Origin of the sequence: Pseudomonas gregormendelii (assembly GCF_017114825.1) — a bacterium.
In the GTDB taxonomy this organism is placed as follows: domain Bacteria; phylum Pseudomonadota; class Gammaproteobacteria; order Pseudomonadales; family Pseudomonadaceae; genus Aquipseudomonas; species Aquipseudomonas gregormendelii.
On sequence record NZ_JADEVO010000019.1, the window covers coordinates 89,497 to 105,016 of the forward strand.

Annotated in this window: 15 protein-coding genes and 1 pseudogene; 10 read left to right on the forward strand and 6 right to left on the reverse strand. The window is 60.5% G+C overall.

The genetic code is table 11. The annotated features are described in order from the left end of the window. Positions 1-25: 25 nt before the first annotated feature. On the reverse strand, positions 26-937 hold the full coding sequence (locus IMW75_RS15040; RefSeq protein WP_045062043.1) for a LysR family transcriptional regulator: 912 nt from the start codon (positions 935-937) through the stop codon (positions 26-28). Positions 938-1,154: 217 nt separating this feature from the next. On the opposite strand from IMW75_RS15040, the pseudogene IMW75_RS26955 reads away from it, so the two are divergent. Together IMW75_RS26955 and IMW75_RS15045 are read left to right on the forward strand one after the other, a co-directional pair. Continuing rightward, positions 1,155-1,262: pseudogene (locus IMW75_RS26955) on the forward strand (DUF4160 domain-containing protein); the annotation flags it as partial. A 2-nt stretch (positions 1,263-1,264) separates the two neighbouring features. Beyond that, positions 1,265-1,711 carry a DUF2442 domain-containing protein gene (locus tag IMW75_RS15045; protein WP_205893064.1) on the forward strand — a complete coding sequence of 149 codons (447 nt, stop codon included), beginning with the start codon at positions 1,265-1,267 and terminating at the stop codon, positions 1,709-1,711. A gap of 54 nt (positions 1,712-1,765) precedes the next feature. Here the strand turns inward: IMW75_RS15045 and trmA are convergent, their stop codons facing one another. Then, complete coding sequence (gene trmA / locus IMW75_RS15050) at positions 1,766-2,845, reverse strand: tRNA (uridine(54)-C5)-methyltransferase TrmA (protein WP_205893065.1); 1,080 nt, start codon at positions 2,843-2,845, stop codon at positions 1,766-1,768. Then, complete coding sequence (locus tag IMW75_RS15055; protein WP_045062040.1) at positions 2,842-4,137, reverse strand: NCS2 family permease; 1,296 nt, start codon at positions 4,135-4,137, stop codon at positions 2,842-2,844. Before IMW75_RS15055 ends, trmA begins: the two co-directional genes overlap by 4 nt. Before the next feature lie 222 nt (positions 4,138-4,359). Here IMW75_RS15055 and IMW75_RS15060 point away from each other — a divergent pair, with 222 nt between their 5' ends. From IMW75_RS15060 to IMW75_RS15080, 5 genes are all read left to right on the forward strand, one after another. Then, positions 4,360-4,806, forward strand: a complete 447-nt coding sequence (locus tag IMW75_RS15060; RefSeq protein ID WP_205893066.1) for a DUF4879 domain-containing protein — start codon at positions 4,360-4,362, stop codon at positions 4,804-4,806. Between the two features lie 66 nt (positions 4,807-4,872). Beyond that, positions 4,873-5,424 (forward strand): DJ-1 family glyoxalase III, encoded by a 552-nt coding sequence (locus IMW75_RS15065; RefSeq protein ID WP_205893067.1) that lies wholly within the window; start codon positions 4,873-4,875, stop codon positions 5,422-5,424. A 106-nt stretch (positions 5,425-5,530) separates the two neighbouring features. Next, positions 5,531-6,064 (forward strand): (2Fe-2S)-binding protein, encoded by a 534-nt coding sequence (locus tag IMW75_RS15070; RefSeq protein WP_205893068.1) that lies wholly within the window; start codon positions 5,531-5,533, stop codon positions 6,062-6,064. Then, positions 6,061-7,047 (forward strand): FAD binding domain-containing protein, encoded by a 987-nt coding sequence (locus IMW75_RS15075; RefSeq protein ID WP_205893069.1) that lies wholly within the window; start codon positions 6,061-6,063, stop codon positions 7,045-7,047. The genes IMW75_RS15070 and IMW75_RS15075 overlap by 4 nt, the downstream gene beginning before the upstream one ends. Then, positions 7,047-9,248, forward strand: a complete 2,202-nt coding sequence (locus tag IMW75_RS15080) for a xanthine dehydrogenase family protein molybdopterin-binding subunit (protein ID WP_205893070.1) — start codon at positions 7,047-7,049, stop codon at positions 9,246-9,248. The genes IMW75_RS15075 and IMW75_RS15080 overlap by 1 nt, the downstream gene beginning before the upstream one ends. Here the strand turns inward: IMW75_RS15080 and IMW75_RS15085 are convergent. Beyond that, positions 9,245-10,483 (reverse strand): MFS transporter, encoded by a 1,239-nt coding sequence (locus IMW75_RS15085; RefSeq protein WP_205893071.1) that lies wholly within the window; start codon positions 10,481-10,483, stop codon positions 9,245-9,247. The two genes, IMW75_RS15080 and IMW75_RS15085, sit on opposite strands and share 4 nt — an antisense overlap. A 483-nt stretch (positions 10,484-10,966) precedes the next feature. Here IMW75_RS15085 and IMW75_RS15090 point away from each other — a divergent pair, with 483 nt between their 5' ends. The 3 genes from IMW75_RS15090 (at position 10,967) to IMW75_RS15100 (ending at position 13,672) form a co-directional block, all read left to right on the forward strand. Then, on the forward strand, positions 10,967-12,400 hold the full coding sequence (locus IMW75_RS15090) for a cytochrome ubiquinol oxidase subunit I (RefSeq protein WP_045059322.1): 1,434 nt from the start codon (positions 10,967-10,969) through the stop codon (positions 12,398-12,400). Positions 12,401-12,403: 3 nt separating this feature from the next. Then, positions 12,404-13,411 (forward strand): cytochrome d ubiquinol oxidase subunit II, encoded by a 1,008-nt coding sequence (gene cydB / locus IMW75_RS15095; protein ID WP_205893072.1) that lies wholly within the window; start codon positions 12,404-12,406, stop codon positions 13,409-13,411. A 93-nt stretch (positions 13,412-13,504) separates the two neighbouring features. Continuing rightward, positions 13,505-13,672 carry a DUF2474 domain-containing protein gene (locus IMW75_RS15100; protein WP_082069162.1) on the forward strand — a complete coding sequence of 56 codons (168 nt, stop codon included), beginning with the start codon at positions 13,505-13,507 and terminating at the stop codon, positions 13,670-13,672. Between the two features lie 49 nt (positions 13,673-13,721). Here IMW75_RS15100 and IMW75_RS15105 read toward each other — a convergent pair whose 3' ends face one another. Together IMW75_RS15105 and IMW75_RS15110 are read right to left on the reverse strand one after the other, a co-directional pair. Then, a complete protein-coding gene (locus IMW75_RS15105; protein WP_205893073.1) occupies positions 13,722-14,846 on the reverse strand; it encodes a methyltransferase in 1,125 nt (374 codons plus the stop codon). A gap of 476 nt (positions 14,847-15,322) precedes the next feature. Beyond that, the coding region (locus tag IMW75_RS15110; protein ID WP_205893074.1) for a hypothetical protein at positions 15,323-15,520 on the reverse strand (198 nt) is incomplete at its 5' end.

Below are 15,520 nucleotides of genomic sequence, written 5' to 3' on the forward strand. Positions count from 1 at the left end.
TTGTGTGCGGTGATCGGACGACTTTTCATCGCGGCAGCTGCTCCACCAGGAAATCGATGAACGCCCGCAGCCGCAGTGGTACATGGCGGCTCTGGGGATAGAGCAGGGTAAACGGCCTTGAACGTCCACCGTAGGGTTTGAGCACTTCCACCAGCGAGCCGTCGGCCAACTCCTTTTCAACGATAAAGCGATAAGTCTGAAACAACCCCGCGCCGTGTTTTGCCAGGGTCACGCCGCCCAGCACGTCGTCGGAGCAACTGAGATTGCCTTGGGCCAGAAGCTCGACAGGCGTGCCACCGTCATTGAACAACCAGGCAATGCGCCGGCCGCTGCTGGGTAATTCGTACTGAATGCATTCGTGCCGTGACAGGTCGTCCAGGGTCTGCGGCACGCCCGCCTGCTTGAGGTAGTCGGGGCTGGCAATCATCACCAGGGCGGCATCTTCAAGTGGTCGGGCGATCAGGCCGGAGTCCGGGATGGCCCGCACGCGAATCGCCATGTCATAACCTTCTCCTACGAAATCGATATTGCGGTTACTGATGTGCACTTGCACCTTCACATCGGGAAAGCGCGCCCTGAAGGCTGGCAGTAACGGCAGGATGCGGTGATGGCCATACGTGGTGGGAATGCTGATGCGCAACGTGCCTGAAGGTTGCTGCTGCTGGCCCATGACCTCGCGCTGCGCCTCAACAAGCTGTGCCAGCGCCTGGCGACATTCTTCGTAGTAGCGCCGGCCGCTGTCGGTGAGCTTGACGCTACGAGTGGTACGCGCGAACAACCGCACCCCAAGGCGCTCTTCCATGCGCGATACCGAGCGACTCACCGCCGCCGGCGTCACCCCCGCCACCAGCGCCGCCGCGGTAAAACTGCCAGCCTCGGCAGCCAGGCAAAACAGCTCAATGCTGCCCAACTGGAGATCGTCAAAGAGTCGCTGCATGGTTAATTACACCGTGGATCAAGTGAAGCTGATTCTGTACCGATCATGCTGGGGGGTGAAAGGATTGCTTACTTATTAGCGTGCCTTTCCCCAGGCTTGCGGCGAGCTCAGCGCTAGCCTGAGGGGTAGGATTTCGATTCGGCTCGCCGCGCCGATCGTCGAATTTTACGAGGATAGGATCAGGATATTGATCCAATAACCTAACGGATGGGTTAGTATGAATGTATGTCGCTACAAGGGACTTTCACTGGTGATTATGCTGCGCGATGAACACTGCCCTCCGCATGCACATGTGAATGCCGGGATCTGGAGCGTGGAGATCGAACTTTGAAAACGATAAAAGCAAAAACACTGGTGGATCAGCCAGTGACCGAGGCAGCACTGGACGAGGCGATCGAGCGTGGGCAGTTGAGGCAACAAAACGGCCTTCAGGCAATTGCGGTCACCCATGGGGCATCGCGTCTGACCGTGAGTTTCGAAGACGGTAGCGGCGTGTTGCTGCCCGTGAAGCTCTACGCTGAGTTCGATGATTTCTGCGCCGAGGACTTTGCAGCTTTGACTGTCGGGTTTTCGGGGACCGCCCTGTGTCATGAGGGCAAGGACCTGCAGGTGTCGATTGCCGGGATGATCTCTGCCAGCAAACCGTTGATGGCCATGGCCGCTTCCGTCGCCGCTTCGCGCAATGGCCGGCAAAGCAGCGCCGCGAAGTCTGCTGCAGCTCGGGCCAATGGCAAGAAAGGCGGGCGCCCGCGCAAAGTGGATGCGGTGCTTTAGGCGCGCACAAAAAAGCCGTCAGGACGACGGCTTGTTTGATGTTGGCTGTTGAACTCAGCGCCGGGTCAGCATGACGCCGGATTCCATGTGATGGGTCCATGGGAACTGGTCGAACATTGCGCAACGGGTGATGCGGTGCGTGTCGTGCAACTGGGCGATGTTGGCTGCCAGGGTTTCCGGGTTGCAGGAAATGTACAGAATGTTGTCGAAACGCCGAGTCAGTTCGCAGGTGTCCGGGTCCATGCCGGCGCGCGGCGGGTCGACGAAGACACTGCCAAATTCGTAACTCTTGAGGTCGATGCCTTGCAGGCGACGGAATGGCCGCACTTCGTTCAAGGCTTCGGTCAGTTCTTCGGCAGACAGGCGCACCAGGGTGACGTTATCCACCGCGTTTTCGCTGAGATTGCTCAGTGCCGCATTGACTGAAGACTTGCTGATTTCGGTCGCCAGTGCCTTGCGCACGCGGGTCGCGAGGGGCAGGGTGAAGTTGCCGTTGCCGCAATACAGTTCGAGCAAATCGTCCGGGCGATCGCCCAGGGATTCATACGCCCAGTTGAGCATCTTCTGGTTCACGGTGCCGTTGGGCTGGGTGAATGCGCCTTCGGGCTGGCGGTAGCTGAAGGTGCGACCGCCCACTTCGAGCTTCTCCACCACGTAATCGCGACCGATGACTTCGCGCTTACCCTTTGAGCGGCCAATCACACTCACATTCAGGTCGGCTGCCAATTTCGACGCGGCGGCGTGCCAGTGCTCGTCCAGCGGACGGTGATAACACAGAGTGATCATCGCGTCGCCGGCCAGGGTGGTCAAAAACTCCACCTGGAACAACTTGTTACTCAAGGGCGCGCTGGCTTGCCAGGCGGCTTTAAGTTGCGGCATCAGTAGATTGATGCGCAGGCTGGCGATCGGAAAGGCTTCGATCAGGATCGGCGTGCGTTTGTCTTCCGGGGAAAACATGGCGTAATGACGTTCGCCGGCTTCGCGCCACAAGCGAAACTCGGCACGCAGCCGGAAGTTCTGCAGCGGCGAGTCGAACACGGTCGGTTCAGGTGCATCGAACGGGGCCAGCAGGCCACGCAGGCGTGTGACCTTGTCTTCGAGCTGAGCAGCGTAGGCCTGGGAATCAAAAGTCATGCGTTGAACCAACCCAACTTGATCACGAACAGAATCGACAGAATCACCAGCGCCGGATTGAGCTCACGGGCGCGGCCGGACAGCAACTTGATCGCGGTCCAGGAGATGAAACCGAAGGCGATGCCGTTGGCGATGGAATAAGTGAACGGCATGGCCAGGGTGGTCACCACGACCGGTGCCGCTACGGTGATGTCGTCCCAGTCTATTTCGGCCAGGCCGGATGTCATCAGCACTGCGACGAACAGCAGTGCCGGAGCGGTTGCGAACGCCGGAACGCTGGCGGCCAGTGGCGAGAAGAACAGCGCCAGCAGGAACAGGATCGCCACCACCACGGCCGTCAGGCCAGTACGGCCACCAGCACTCACACCGGCTGCGGATTCGATGTAGCTGGTGGTCGTCGAGGTGCCCAGCAGCGAACCGGCCATGGCCGCGGTGCTGTCGGCGATGAGCGCACGGCCCATCTTCGGCATGTGGCCGTCTTTGCCCATCAGGCCGGCGCGCTTGGCGACGCCGATCAGGGTGCCGGAGTTGTCGAACAGATCGACGAACAGGAAGGCGAAAATAACGCTGACCAGACCGATGTCCAGTGCGCCCTTGATATCCAGTTGCAGGAAGGTTGGCGCCAGGGATGGCGGCATCGACATCACGCCACCAAAGGGCGTGAACCCCAAGGCGATGGAGGCGATGGTGACCACCAGGATGCCGATCAGCACCGCGCCACGGATTTTCAGGGCTTCGAGGGCGACGATCAGGGCAAAGCCCAGGGTCGCGAGAATCGGTGCCGGCTGCTTCAGGTCGCCAAGGCCGACCATGGTCGCCGGGTTACTGACCACGATGCCGGCGTTATGCAGGGCAATCAACGCCAGGAACAGGCCGATGCCGGCGGCAATGGCTGAACGCAGTGGCAACGGGATGCTGTTGATGATCCATTCGCGGATCCGGAAGATCGACAGCAGGAAGAACAGCACCGCCGAGATGAATACCGCGCCCAACGCCACTTGCCAGGTGTGGCCCATGTGCAGCACGACGGTATAGGTGAAGAAGGCATTCAGGCCCATGCCCGGTGCCAGCGCGATCGGATAGTTGGCGATCAGGCCCATCACGGTGGAGCCGATGGCTGCTGCCAGGCAGGTCGCGACGAACACCGCGCCCTTGTCCATGCCTGTCTCGCCGAGAATGCTCGGGTTGACGAACAGGATGTAGGCCATGGCCAGGAAGGTCGTGATACCCGCAAGAATCTCGGTCCGCACGTTGGTGTTGTGTGCCTTGAGTTGAAACAGCCTTTCCAGCATGTCTGCTCCCCGTGGCGCGCCGGGCGCCGTGAATGTATCGACCTCAACAGCAAAGCACAGACCGTGAAAGGGGCCCGTTAATTTTCTGTGGGTCGGAAAAAGCCGCGCATCATACCAGCAGTGTGGGGCTGTGGCTGCTTATGGCTGCGATCGTCGTCGATGTTTTGCGTTCAGGCCAAGTGCGCCATACTGCGCGCCGGCATTCGGGACAATGGGACTTGCATGAACAGGCGTCTGGCGGGGGTATTCGCGATGGTCATCGCCTCTTTGGCGGGGGGGCAGGCGGTGTGGGCTGCTTCGGCGCCGGCGCTGAGCCAGGTCAAGGTGGTCAAGGTCGAGTCGCCGGCCTGTGGCTTTGAAGACATTGCACCCGGCCAGGAACAGACCCGCTGTAATCACAGCGGGCCGAGCATCAAGGTGTATGTGCTGGAAGTCGGCTACGGACGCGCGGCGCGGGTCGGTCTGGACGGGTTCGATCTCAACGGTACCCGTACGCCGGTCTGCGCCTTTGATAACGGCAACCTGACAGAATGCACCGTCGGCAGAAAAACCGTAGGCTACCTCTACGTCTTCGATCTGGCGGGCAAGCAGGAGGGAACGTTCACCTTTAGCAACACCTCAATCAACGCGCCGGGCAATACCCTGGCGACGCAGCTTTACATCAAGTAACTGCCCGCCCAGACAGCAGGCGCGAAAGCTGACTACGCTCTAAAGATCTTTCAGTGGATGTCGCCCATGACCTTTAGAACCCTGATTACCCTCGCCGAGGGCATCGATGATCTGCAAGCAGTGACGTTGGTCGATGTGCTGCGCCGCGCCAAGGTGGAAGTGGTGGTGGCCAGTATCGAGGGCCGGCGCATGCTGACCTGTGCCCGTGGTACCCGCTTGACCGCCGATGCCATGCTGGTGGATTTGCTCGCGCAGCCCTTCGACCTCATCGCACTGCCCGGCGGCGCGGTGGGCGCGCAGCATCTGGCGGCCCATCAGCCCCTGCAACAACTGATCAAGGATCAGGCGGCCGCCGGTCGCCTGTTCGCCGCTATTGCCGAGTCTCCGGCGCTGGCGCTGCAAAATGCGGGGGTGTTGCGACAGCGCCGTATGACCTGCCTGCCCTCAGCCAGCCATCAATTGTCGGGCTGCAATTTTGTCGATCAGCCGGTGGTGGTCGACGGTAACTGCATCACCGCCCAAGGGTCGGGCGCGGCGCTGGCATTTGCCCTGGCCCTGGTGGAGCAGCTCTGTGGCAAGGCCATACGCACGGCGGTGGCGGCAGAATTGCTGGTTTGACACCGCAGATCAATCCCCTTGAACGCTGTTCGCCACGCGAAGTCGTACCCCTTATGACGGCGGTTTGCCAAAACGCCGCGACTAGACGACCAATCGTGAGGTGTATATGAGCGCAACCAATGACGACGCCACGCCAGCGTCATATGCCCGCCATCCACTGGGTTTGACGCTCAATGGCCAGGCGCGTCAGCTTGAGGTCCTGCCCTGGACCACCTTGCTGGACCTGCTGCGGGAACAACTGGACCTGATCGGCACGAAAAAAGGCTGTGACCACGGCCAATGCGGTGCCTGCACCGTATTGCTCAACGGCAAGCGGGTGAATGCCTGCCTGACGTTGGCGGTGATGTGCGACGGTGCCGAGTTGACCACTATCGAAGGCCTTGCCGAGGGTGAACAGCTGCATCCGATGCAACAGGCGTTCATCAAGCACGATGCCTTCCAGTGCGGGTATTGCACACCAGGGCAGATCTGCTCTGCCGTCGGGCTGGCCAACGAAGGACGGGCCAACAGCCAGGCAGACATCAAGGAGTTGATGAGCGGCAACCTTTGCCGCTGCGGCGCCTACAGTAATATTCGCGATGCCATCGAAGAGGCGCTTCCTGCCTGCCGCGCCAACGCCGGGCAAGGGGGTGGCCAATGAATCCCTTCCAGTACAGCAAGCCTGAATCGGTGCAGGACGCGGTGCATCTCGCCGGTCCCGCATCCCGCTTCATTGCCGGCGGCACCAACCTGCTGGACCTGATGAAGGAAAACGTCACTCGTCCCGAGCACCTGATCGACATCACCGGCCTGCCACTGCGCGAAGTGCGCGAAACGGCTGGAGGCGGGCTGATGATTGGCGCGCTGGTCAGCAATGCCGACCTGGCCTGGCACCCGTTGATCGAACAACGTTACCCTCTGTTGTCCCAGGCGATACTGGCCGGGGCATCGCCGCAGTTGCGCAACATGGCCAGCACGGGTGGCAACTTGCTGCAGCGCACGCGCTGTTATTACTTCTACGATGCCAGCGTGCCGTGCAATAAGCGCGAACCCGGCAGCGGCTGTCCGGCGCGGGACGGGTTGAACCGTATCCATGCGATCTTCGGTGCCAGCGCCCAGTGCGTCGCTACTCACCCGTCGGATATGTGCGTGGCATTGGCGGCACTGGAAGCCGTGGTGCATGTGCAGGGTCGTGGCGGGCCGCGCACGATCGAATTTGCCGACTTCCACCGCCTGCCAGGCGATGCGCCCGAGCGCGACAATCAACTGGCCGACGATGAATTGATCACGAGCATTGAACTGCCTGCCTCCGGATTCGCCGACTGCAGCCATTACCTCAAGATTCGCGACCGCGCCTCCTATGCTTTTGCCCTGGTTTCGGTGGCCGCTGCGCTGGAGCTGGACGGGCCGGTCATTCGTCAGGCACGCCTGGTGCTGGGCGGCGTGGCGCACAAGCCGTGGCGCGACAAGTCGGTGGAAAACGCCCTGGTGGGCAAGACCGTCAGCCGCGAAACCTTCACCGCTGCCGCCGATACGCTGCTGCGAAACGCCGAACCGCTTGAGCACAACGCTTTCAAAGTCAAACTGGCGCGCCGGGCGATTGTCCGTGCGCTGAGCGACGCCGCGCTGGGAGGGCAAGCTTGATGAATACTTTCACTCAACCGATGGGCCAGCCGCTGGACCGGGTCGATGGCCACCTCAAGGTCACCGGCCAGGCGCGGTATGCCGGGGAGTTTCCCGAGCAGGGCCTGCTGCATGGGAGCGTGGTCTCGAGCCCTGTCGCTTGCGGGCGCGTGCTGACGATTGATGCCTCGGCAGCCCTGGCATTGCCCGGCGTCGTTGCCGTGATCGATCATACGAACCGCCCCCAAATAGCAAGCTATGACAAGGATTATGAGGACGCGGACTCCGCCGAAGGCTCACCGTTTCGTCCACTCTACAACGATCAAATCCTCTACAGCGGTCAGCCGCTCGCGCTGGTGATAGCCGACAATCTGGAACTGGCGCGACATGCCGGTTCGCTGGTGCGGATCGAATATGAAAGCGCGGGCCATCAAACCGATCTCCTGTCGATGCAGGGTGAAGCTCATCCTGCGCCCGCCGAGTTGCCCAAGCCCCGCGGGAATTTCCAGGCGGAGTTCGCTGGTGCGGCTCTGAGTCTCGACCTGCACTACAGCACGCCGATAGAGCATCACAACCCGATGGAGCCGCACGCCAGTACCGTGCTCTATCAGGCCGATGGCGCCCTGCACATTCACGACAAGACCCAGGGGCCGCAGAACTGTCAGTCCTATGTGCAAAAAGTCTTTGGCCTGGAAAAAGAGCAGGTGCGGATTTTCGCCGCCTTTGTCGGTGGTGCCTTTGGTTCGGGCTTGCGTCCGCAATACCAATTGCCACTCGCTGTGATGGCCGCGCTCAAACTCAAGCGTTCGGTACGCGTGACCCTGACTCGCCAGCAGATGTTCACCTTTGGCTACCGGCCTCGCACCTTGCAGCGCCTGCAACTGGGTGCTGCGGCTAACGGCCGTTTGTTGGCCGTGGGGCACACTGCAATCGGCCAGACCTCGCGCTTTGAAGACTTCACCGAGCACGTGGTGGAGTGGAGCGGCATGCTTTATCACTGCGACAACGTGCAGCTGACTTACAAGCTGGTGCCACTGGATGTCTTCACGCCGCTGGACATGCGCGCCCCAGGCGCGGCACTCGGCCTGATCGGCCTGGAGTGCGCCATGGACGAGCTGGCCTGCGCCCTGGCGATCGACCCGGTGCAGCTGCGGTTGATCAACTATGCAGAGCGCAACCAGAACGAAGATAAGCCGTACTCGAGCAAGGAGCTGCGTGCCTGCTACGAGCAGGGTGCCGAACGCTTCGGCTGGAACCAGCGCAACCCCGAACCGCGCAGCATGCGTCACGATCGGCAGTTGGTCGGCTGGGGCATGGCCGGGGGTGTCTGGGAAGCCATGCAACAGAAAGCCAGCGCCAAGGCCAGTATCGACCACAACGGCAAGCTGACCGTCAGCAGCGCAACCACTGACATCGGCACCGGGACCTACACCGTCATGACTCAGATCGCCGCCCAGGCCTCAGGTGTTGCGGTGCAGGACGTCACCTTTGTGCTCGGTGACTCTTCACTGCCCACCGCGCCACTGCAGGGCGGATCCTTTACCGTTTCCTCGGTCGGCACAGCGGTTCAGCAGGCGTGCGCGGCACTGCAGGAAAAACTGCTGGCAGTTGCCCGGCAGACCCATCCGGCATTCGCCGCCGTCACTTCTGAACAGGCCGTGTTCGAAGCCGGGCAGTTGCGCTATGGGGAGTCGCGCACCTCCCTGGCCGAGCTGGTGCGCAGCAGCGGCGAAGCGACCCTGGAGGTCCAGGTGGATGCCGAGCCCGACAAGAAGCGCGAAGCGTACGCCACGGCCACGCATTCGGCGGTGTTCGTCGAAGTATTGGTCGATGAAGACCTGGGCACCGTGAAGGTCAATCGCGTGGTCAGTGCCATCGCCGCCGGCCGGGTGGTGAACCCGAAAATGGCCCGCAGCCAGATCCTCGGCGGCGTGGTCTGGGGGATCGGCATGGCGCTGCACGAGGAAACCCAGACTGATCATGCCCTGGGTCGGCACATGAACCACAGCCTCGCCGAATACCACATTCCGGTGAATGCCGACATCGGTGACATCGACGTACTGTTCGTCGAAGAGCACGACGAGATCGTCAATGCCCTGGGTTCCAAGGGCGTGGGGGAAATCGGCATCGTGGGTGTCGCGGCAGCGGTGGCCAACGCGATTTACCATGCCACGGGCAAAAGGGTGCGCGACTTCCCCATCACCCTCGACAAGCTGCTCTAAACCCTGGCCTCTTGCGCCGGTACATGCATGCGGTCGCGGTTGGCCAGGGTCGGGAACAGTTTGATCCAGACCCCGGTCACCACCAGCGTACCGATTCCGCCCATGACCACGGCGGGAACGGTGCCGAACCAGTGAGCTGTGAGGCCGGATTCGAACTCGCCCAACTGATTCGAAGCGCCGATGAACAACCCGTTCACGGCGCTCACCCGGCCGCGCATTTCGTCAGGGGTTTCAAGCTGTACGAAGGAAGCGCGGATGACCATGCTGATCATGTCCGCTGCGCCGAGCACCACCAGTACAGCCAGGGAAAACCAGAATGAGGTCGACAGGCCGAAGGCTATGGTGGCGACGCCAAACACGCCCACCGCCGTGAACATCACCCGGCCAACCTGGCGATCCACGGAAAACCGTGCGAGCCACAGCGACATCAGCAGCGCGCCCACCGCCGGCGCAGAGCGCAACAGGCCCAGGCCCCAGGGCCCGGTCAGCAGGATGTCCTTGGCAAATACCGGTAGCAGGGCGGTCGCACCTCCAAGCAGCACGGCAAACAGATCCAGGGAAATCGCCCCGAGGATGTCCGGTCGACTGCGAATGAAACGAATACCCGCCAATAACGAGTCGAGTGTCGCCTTGCCCTTGTTCAGTGGAGTCTGCCGGGCCGGCAGGTTGAGCATCAGGGCGCAGGCAATGATGTACAGGATGACCGTGGGGCCATAGACCCAGACGCTGCCGAACGCGTACAGCAAGCCGCCCAGCGCGGGAGCGACGATGGTTGCCGATTGCTGCGCCGACTGGGCGGCGGCCACCGCGCGGGGAAACAGCGCGCTGGGCACGATGCTTGGCAGCAGCGCCTGGGTCGTGGGCATTTCGAAGGAGCGGGCGGCGCCCAGCAGGAACGCCAGGATGAAGATCATTTCCCGGGTGACATGCCCGGTCGCACTGCTGATCGCCAGCGCCAGGGCGATCAATGCCTGCAACGACTGACAGAGTGCGGCCACCTTGCGCCGGTCGTAGCGATCGGCGACGTGCCCGGTGTGCAACATGAACAGCACCCGCGGGGCAAACTCCACCAGGCCCACGAGGCCGAGGTCAAGTACGTTGCCGGTGAGCTGGTAAAGATTCCAGCCGATGGCCACGGTCAGCATCTGGAAGCCGCTGGCGGTAAAGATCCGGGCCAGCCAGAACGCGATGAACGGGCGATGGTGACGTAACAGCAAGGGCGGTTGGCTGGGCATCTGGCGGCGGATCTTGAACGGGGATAACGTCGAGACTATCACCAACCTGTAACCAGAAGTTGCAGGTCCGGAAAAATTAGTTAGCTAGACACCGATCGCTCAGGCGGTCAAATTCATGTGGGAGCGAGCCTGCTCACGATGACTGTGTGTCAGTAGAAGACAAAGTGAAGGGGCTAACCGCTATCGCGAGCAGGCTCACTCCCACCGCGAATGTGTTACGGCTGATTGCCATGCCTGTGAGGCAACCTGTCACGCGGCAAAAGACCACACCGGTTACCTGCAAAAATGGGACTACTCTTTCAATCATGCTTGATCCAGATCAAAACCTTTCGTGGAGATGATCCGGTGGCCAATTGGCCAGACTCCCTACGTGTGATGCAGGTAAAAAAAGAACGAATTTGAATTCGCCACACTCCATATCCGTGGGGGCAGTGGGTGCAGGCCGCAGGCCTTCAGCCGGAATTACCTGACAGAGGAAGACTTATGTTCGGTTTGGAGGCGCTTGATCTCGCCCGAATTCAGTTCGCGTTCACCATTTCATTCCACATTCTGTTCCCGGCCATCACCATCGGCCTGGCGAGTTACCTGGCGGTGCTTGAAGGCTTGTGGCTGAAAACCAAAAACGACACTTACCGCGATCTGTACCACTTCTGGTCGAAGATCTTTGCCGTCAACTTCGGTATGGGCGTGGTCTCCGGGCTGGTCATGGCTTATCAGTTCGGCACCAACTGGAGTCGTTTCTCGGACTTCGCCGGTGCCGTGACGGGCCCGTTGCTGACGTACGAAGTGCTCACCGCCTTCTTTCTGGAAGCCGGCTTCCTCGGGGTCATGCTGTTCGGCTGGAACAAGGTCGGACGCAACCTGCACTTCTTTTCAACGGTGATGGTGGCCATTGGCACGCTGATCTCAACGTTCTGGATCCTTGCATCCAACAGCTGGATGCAGACTCCCCAGGGCTTTGAAATCATCAACGGCCAGGTGATTCCCACTGACTGGTTTGCAGTCATCTTCAACCCGTCATTCCCGTACCGCCTGGCGCACATGGCAACGGCAGCGTTCGTCGCGACGGCGTTTTTCGTCGGTTCCTCGGCTGCCTGGCACTTGCTGCGGGGCAAGGACAACCCGGCCATTCGCACCATGCTGTCGATGGCCATGTGGATGGCGTTGATCGTTGCGCCCATCCAGGCCGTGATCGGCGATTTCCATGGCCTGAATACGCTCAAGCACCAGCCGGCGAAAATTGCGGCAATTGAAGGTCACTGGGAAAACCATGGCGATGAACCGACCCCGCTGATCCTGTTCGGCTGGCCGGACATGAAAGCTGAAAAAACCAAATATGCGGTCGAAATTCCCTATCTGGGCAGCCTGATTCTCACCCATTCGCTGGACAAACAGGTCCCGGCGCTCAAGGATTTTCCGCCTGAAGATCGGCCCAATTCAACCATCGTGTTCTGGTCGTTCCGGATCATGGTCGGCCTGGGTTTCCTGATGATCTTCACCGGCTTGTGGAGCTTGTGGCTGCGCAAGCGCGACAGGCTGTACACCTCGCGTCCGTTCCTCTATCTGGCACTGTGGATGGGGCCCTCGGGTCTGGTCGCGATCCTTGCGGGTTGGTTCACCACGGAAATCGGCCGCCAGCCTTGGGTGGTCTACGGATTGATGCGCACGGCGGATGCTTCCTCAAACCACAGCTTCATGCAGATGAGCATTACCCTGATCATGTTCGTCGTGGTGTATTTCGCCCTGTTCGGTGCCGGCCTTGGCTACATGATGCGCCTGGTGCGCAAAGGGCCGAAGATCGACGAAGGCAAGGAAACCAACGACGGTGGTCCTGGCAAGCAGCGCACCCCGGCGCGTCCGCTGTCGGCAGCTGACGACAGTGCCGACAACGACCACAGCCTGACCAAGGAGATTTGAGTCATGGGTATTGATCTTCCGCTGATCTGGGCCGTGATCATCATCTTCGGCATCATGATGTATGTGGTCATGGACGGGTTCGACCTGGGAATCGGCATTCTCTTCCCCTTTATCCCGGGCAAGACCGACCGCGATGTCATGATGAACACCGTTGCACCGGTCTGGGACGGCAACGAAACATGGCTGGTCCTGGGCGGGGCCGCCTTGTTCGGCGCCTTTCCCCTGGCGTACTCAGTGGTGTTGTCGGCGCTGTACCTGCCGCTGATATTCATGTTGATCGGCCTGATCTTCCGCGGCGTGGCGTTCGAGTTTCGCTTCAAGGCCAAGGATGACAAGCGCCACCTCTGGGACAAGGCGTTCATCGGCGGTTCGGTGGCGGCCACCTTCTTCCAGGGGGTGGCACTCGGCGCGTTCATCGATGGGTTACCGGTGGTTAACCGGCAATTCGCCGGTGGCTCGCTGGACTGGCTGACTCCGTTCACCCTGTTCTGTGGCGCCGCACTGGTCGTGGCCTATGCGTTGCTCGGTTGCACCTGGCTGATCATGAAGACCGAGGGCAAGTTGCAGGAGCAGATGCATAACCTCGCGCGCCCCTTGGCTTTCGTGCTGCTGGCGGTGATCGGTATTGTCAGTATCTGGACGCCGCTGGCGCATCCGGAAATTGCCTCGCGCTGGTTCACGTTGCCAAACCTGTTCTGGTTCCTGCCGGTGCCGATCCTGGTGATGGTAACGATGTACGGACTGATTCGTGCCGTGGCGCGCAATGCCAACTACATGCCCTTCCTGCTGACGCTGGTCCTGATTTTCCTGGGCTACAGCGGTCTTGGAATCAGCCTGTGGCCGAACATCGTGCCACCGTCGATCTCGATCTGGGACGCTGCCGCACCGCCGCAGAGCCAGGGCTTCATGCTGGTGGGTACGCTGTTTATTATTCCTTTCATCCTGGGGTACACGTTCTGGAGCTATTACGTGTTCCGCGGCAAGGTCACCCACGAAGATGGCTATCACTAGGGCTGCGCGCGTGTGAAAAGCCTGTGGGAGCAAAGCTTGCTCGCGATGGCGTCGATACAGGCGCCATCAACCTTAATAGGAGGGTAGAAAGTCATGGCCGGTAAACATTCGCTACATGAAATCGAAGCCGCAGAGAAGAAGCCGCTATGGCAACGCCTTGGCTGGCTGGCAATGATCTGGGTCGGCAGCGTCGGCGCATTGTTCATCGTCGCCAGCCTGATGCGCATGTTCATGAACGCAGCAGGCCTGAGCACGCATTGAGATGGGCGCATAAAAAAACCTCCTGAAAGGGAGGTTTTTTTCGTCTGGATTATTTTCGAGCTTTGAGAATCACGAACTTCGGCGTCGCCGCCACCTGTTCGACGCCGCGAAACAGCCGCGCGAGTTTGCTGTGATAGCCCAGGTGACGGTTGCCCACGATGTACAGCGCACCACCGACCACCAGCGCTTCACGGGCCTGTTGGAACATGCGCCAGGCGAGGAAGTCGCCGACGACTTGCTGCTGGTGGAACGGTGGGTTGCACAGCACTACATCCAGCGACTGCGCGGCCTGTTCGGCCAGGCCATCACCGGCGCGCACCAGGACTTCCCGGTCACCTAGCGCTGCGCGCCAGTTTTCGCTCGCCGATTGCACCGCCATGAACGACTCGTCGACCAGCGTGTAGTGCGCCTCAGGGTTCTGCAGCGCGCTGGCGATCGCCAGCACGCCATTGCCACAGCCAAGGTCCGCGACCCGCGCTGTGCCGAGATTGTTCGGCAAGTGCGCAAGAAAAGCCCGGGTGCCGATGTCGAGGCCTTCGCGGCAGAACACGTTGGCGTGATTGAGCAACTCGATGGCCGGTGCATCCAGCTGATAACGGGTCGGGTAGGGCGACACCGCCGCAGGCTTGGGTTCGGCAGTGGCGATCAACAACCGGGCCTTCTTGACCGCCAGCGAGGCCTGTACCGGGCCAATGTAACGTTCGAGCAGATCACCCGCAGCGCGGGGCAGATGCTTGATCATGGCGGCGGCCACCACCTGGGCGCCGGGCGCCAGTTGCCCTTGCAGGCGGATCAGTTGCTCTTCCAGCAGGGCCAGGGTTTTCGGGACCCGGATCAACACCTGATCGAACGGGCCGGCAAAAGACTGATGGGCGGGTACTGTCGGCACTGCATCGAAGGCATGGCCATTGCGGACCAGATTTTTTTCCAAGCCCTGGAATGCCAGGAACGAGTCGCCACTGCTGGTGACCTGAACTTTACCGGCCAGGCTCGCAGCCAGTGCCCCAAAGCTGTCATTAAGCACCAGAACCCGCGTCTGAGCGGCCGGTTGCAGCTGCGCCAGGTGATTGAGCAAGTACTCGTCGGCGGCATCAAATGCCTGCAGCGGTTCATTCGACTGTTCGGGTTGGCGGATCAGGTCGAGGCGGGCGAAGGGTGTTTCGAGCAAAGGCATGGAGTGTGGCTCTTGGTAATCAACGGGGTTCCCGCCGCCAAGGGCCTGTTGCGGGCTGATCCGGCCGAGTGCACTGCGTCATGCGGGAGGGCATGTCATCACTCAGGAAGGACCGCAAATGGTACTTTTTTTTCTTAAGGATTACTCGCGGCATTTTTCAACGAACAGCCGAAGGCGCGAGAAACCCCGCAGTACTCCCTGCAATCAGTGTCCCATGACCATGGACTGCGGGAAAAAAAGCTCCACGGTTCTTGCCATGGGTAACATTGCGCAATTGCAATATGCCACTATTGGGTCACGGTCTTCTGCTCTTTCCTTATCGCATCTAGTCCCAGCTTGTGGGGTAGCCGAGGTCCAGCACGTTGCAGGGTGTAGGGTGTAGGATTATTACCTCAGAAGTTTCACTATTATGTCGGCGCAATTACAAATATTTCAAACGGTTGGTTCTAAGACAATTTGGATTGTGCAAAGGAGGTTTAGATGCTGCGTTTAATACGAGGCGTGACTAACGAACCGGTTAAACATTCTGTTGGTGCTCCGTTTAAAGCGGCGGCGGCAAAAACTGAGTGCAACACCTGACCTTTCCGGTACGGTGCTGCCCCATGTCCTATCACGAACTCAGCGTCGAAGAACGCGCCGCCATTCAAATCGGTCATATCCAGGGCCTCAGCCAG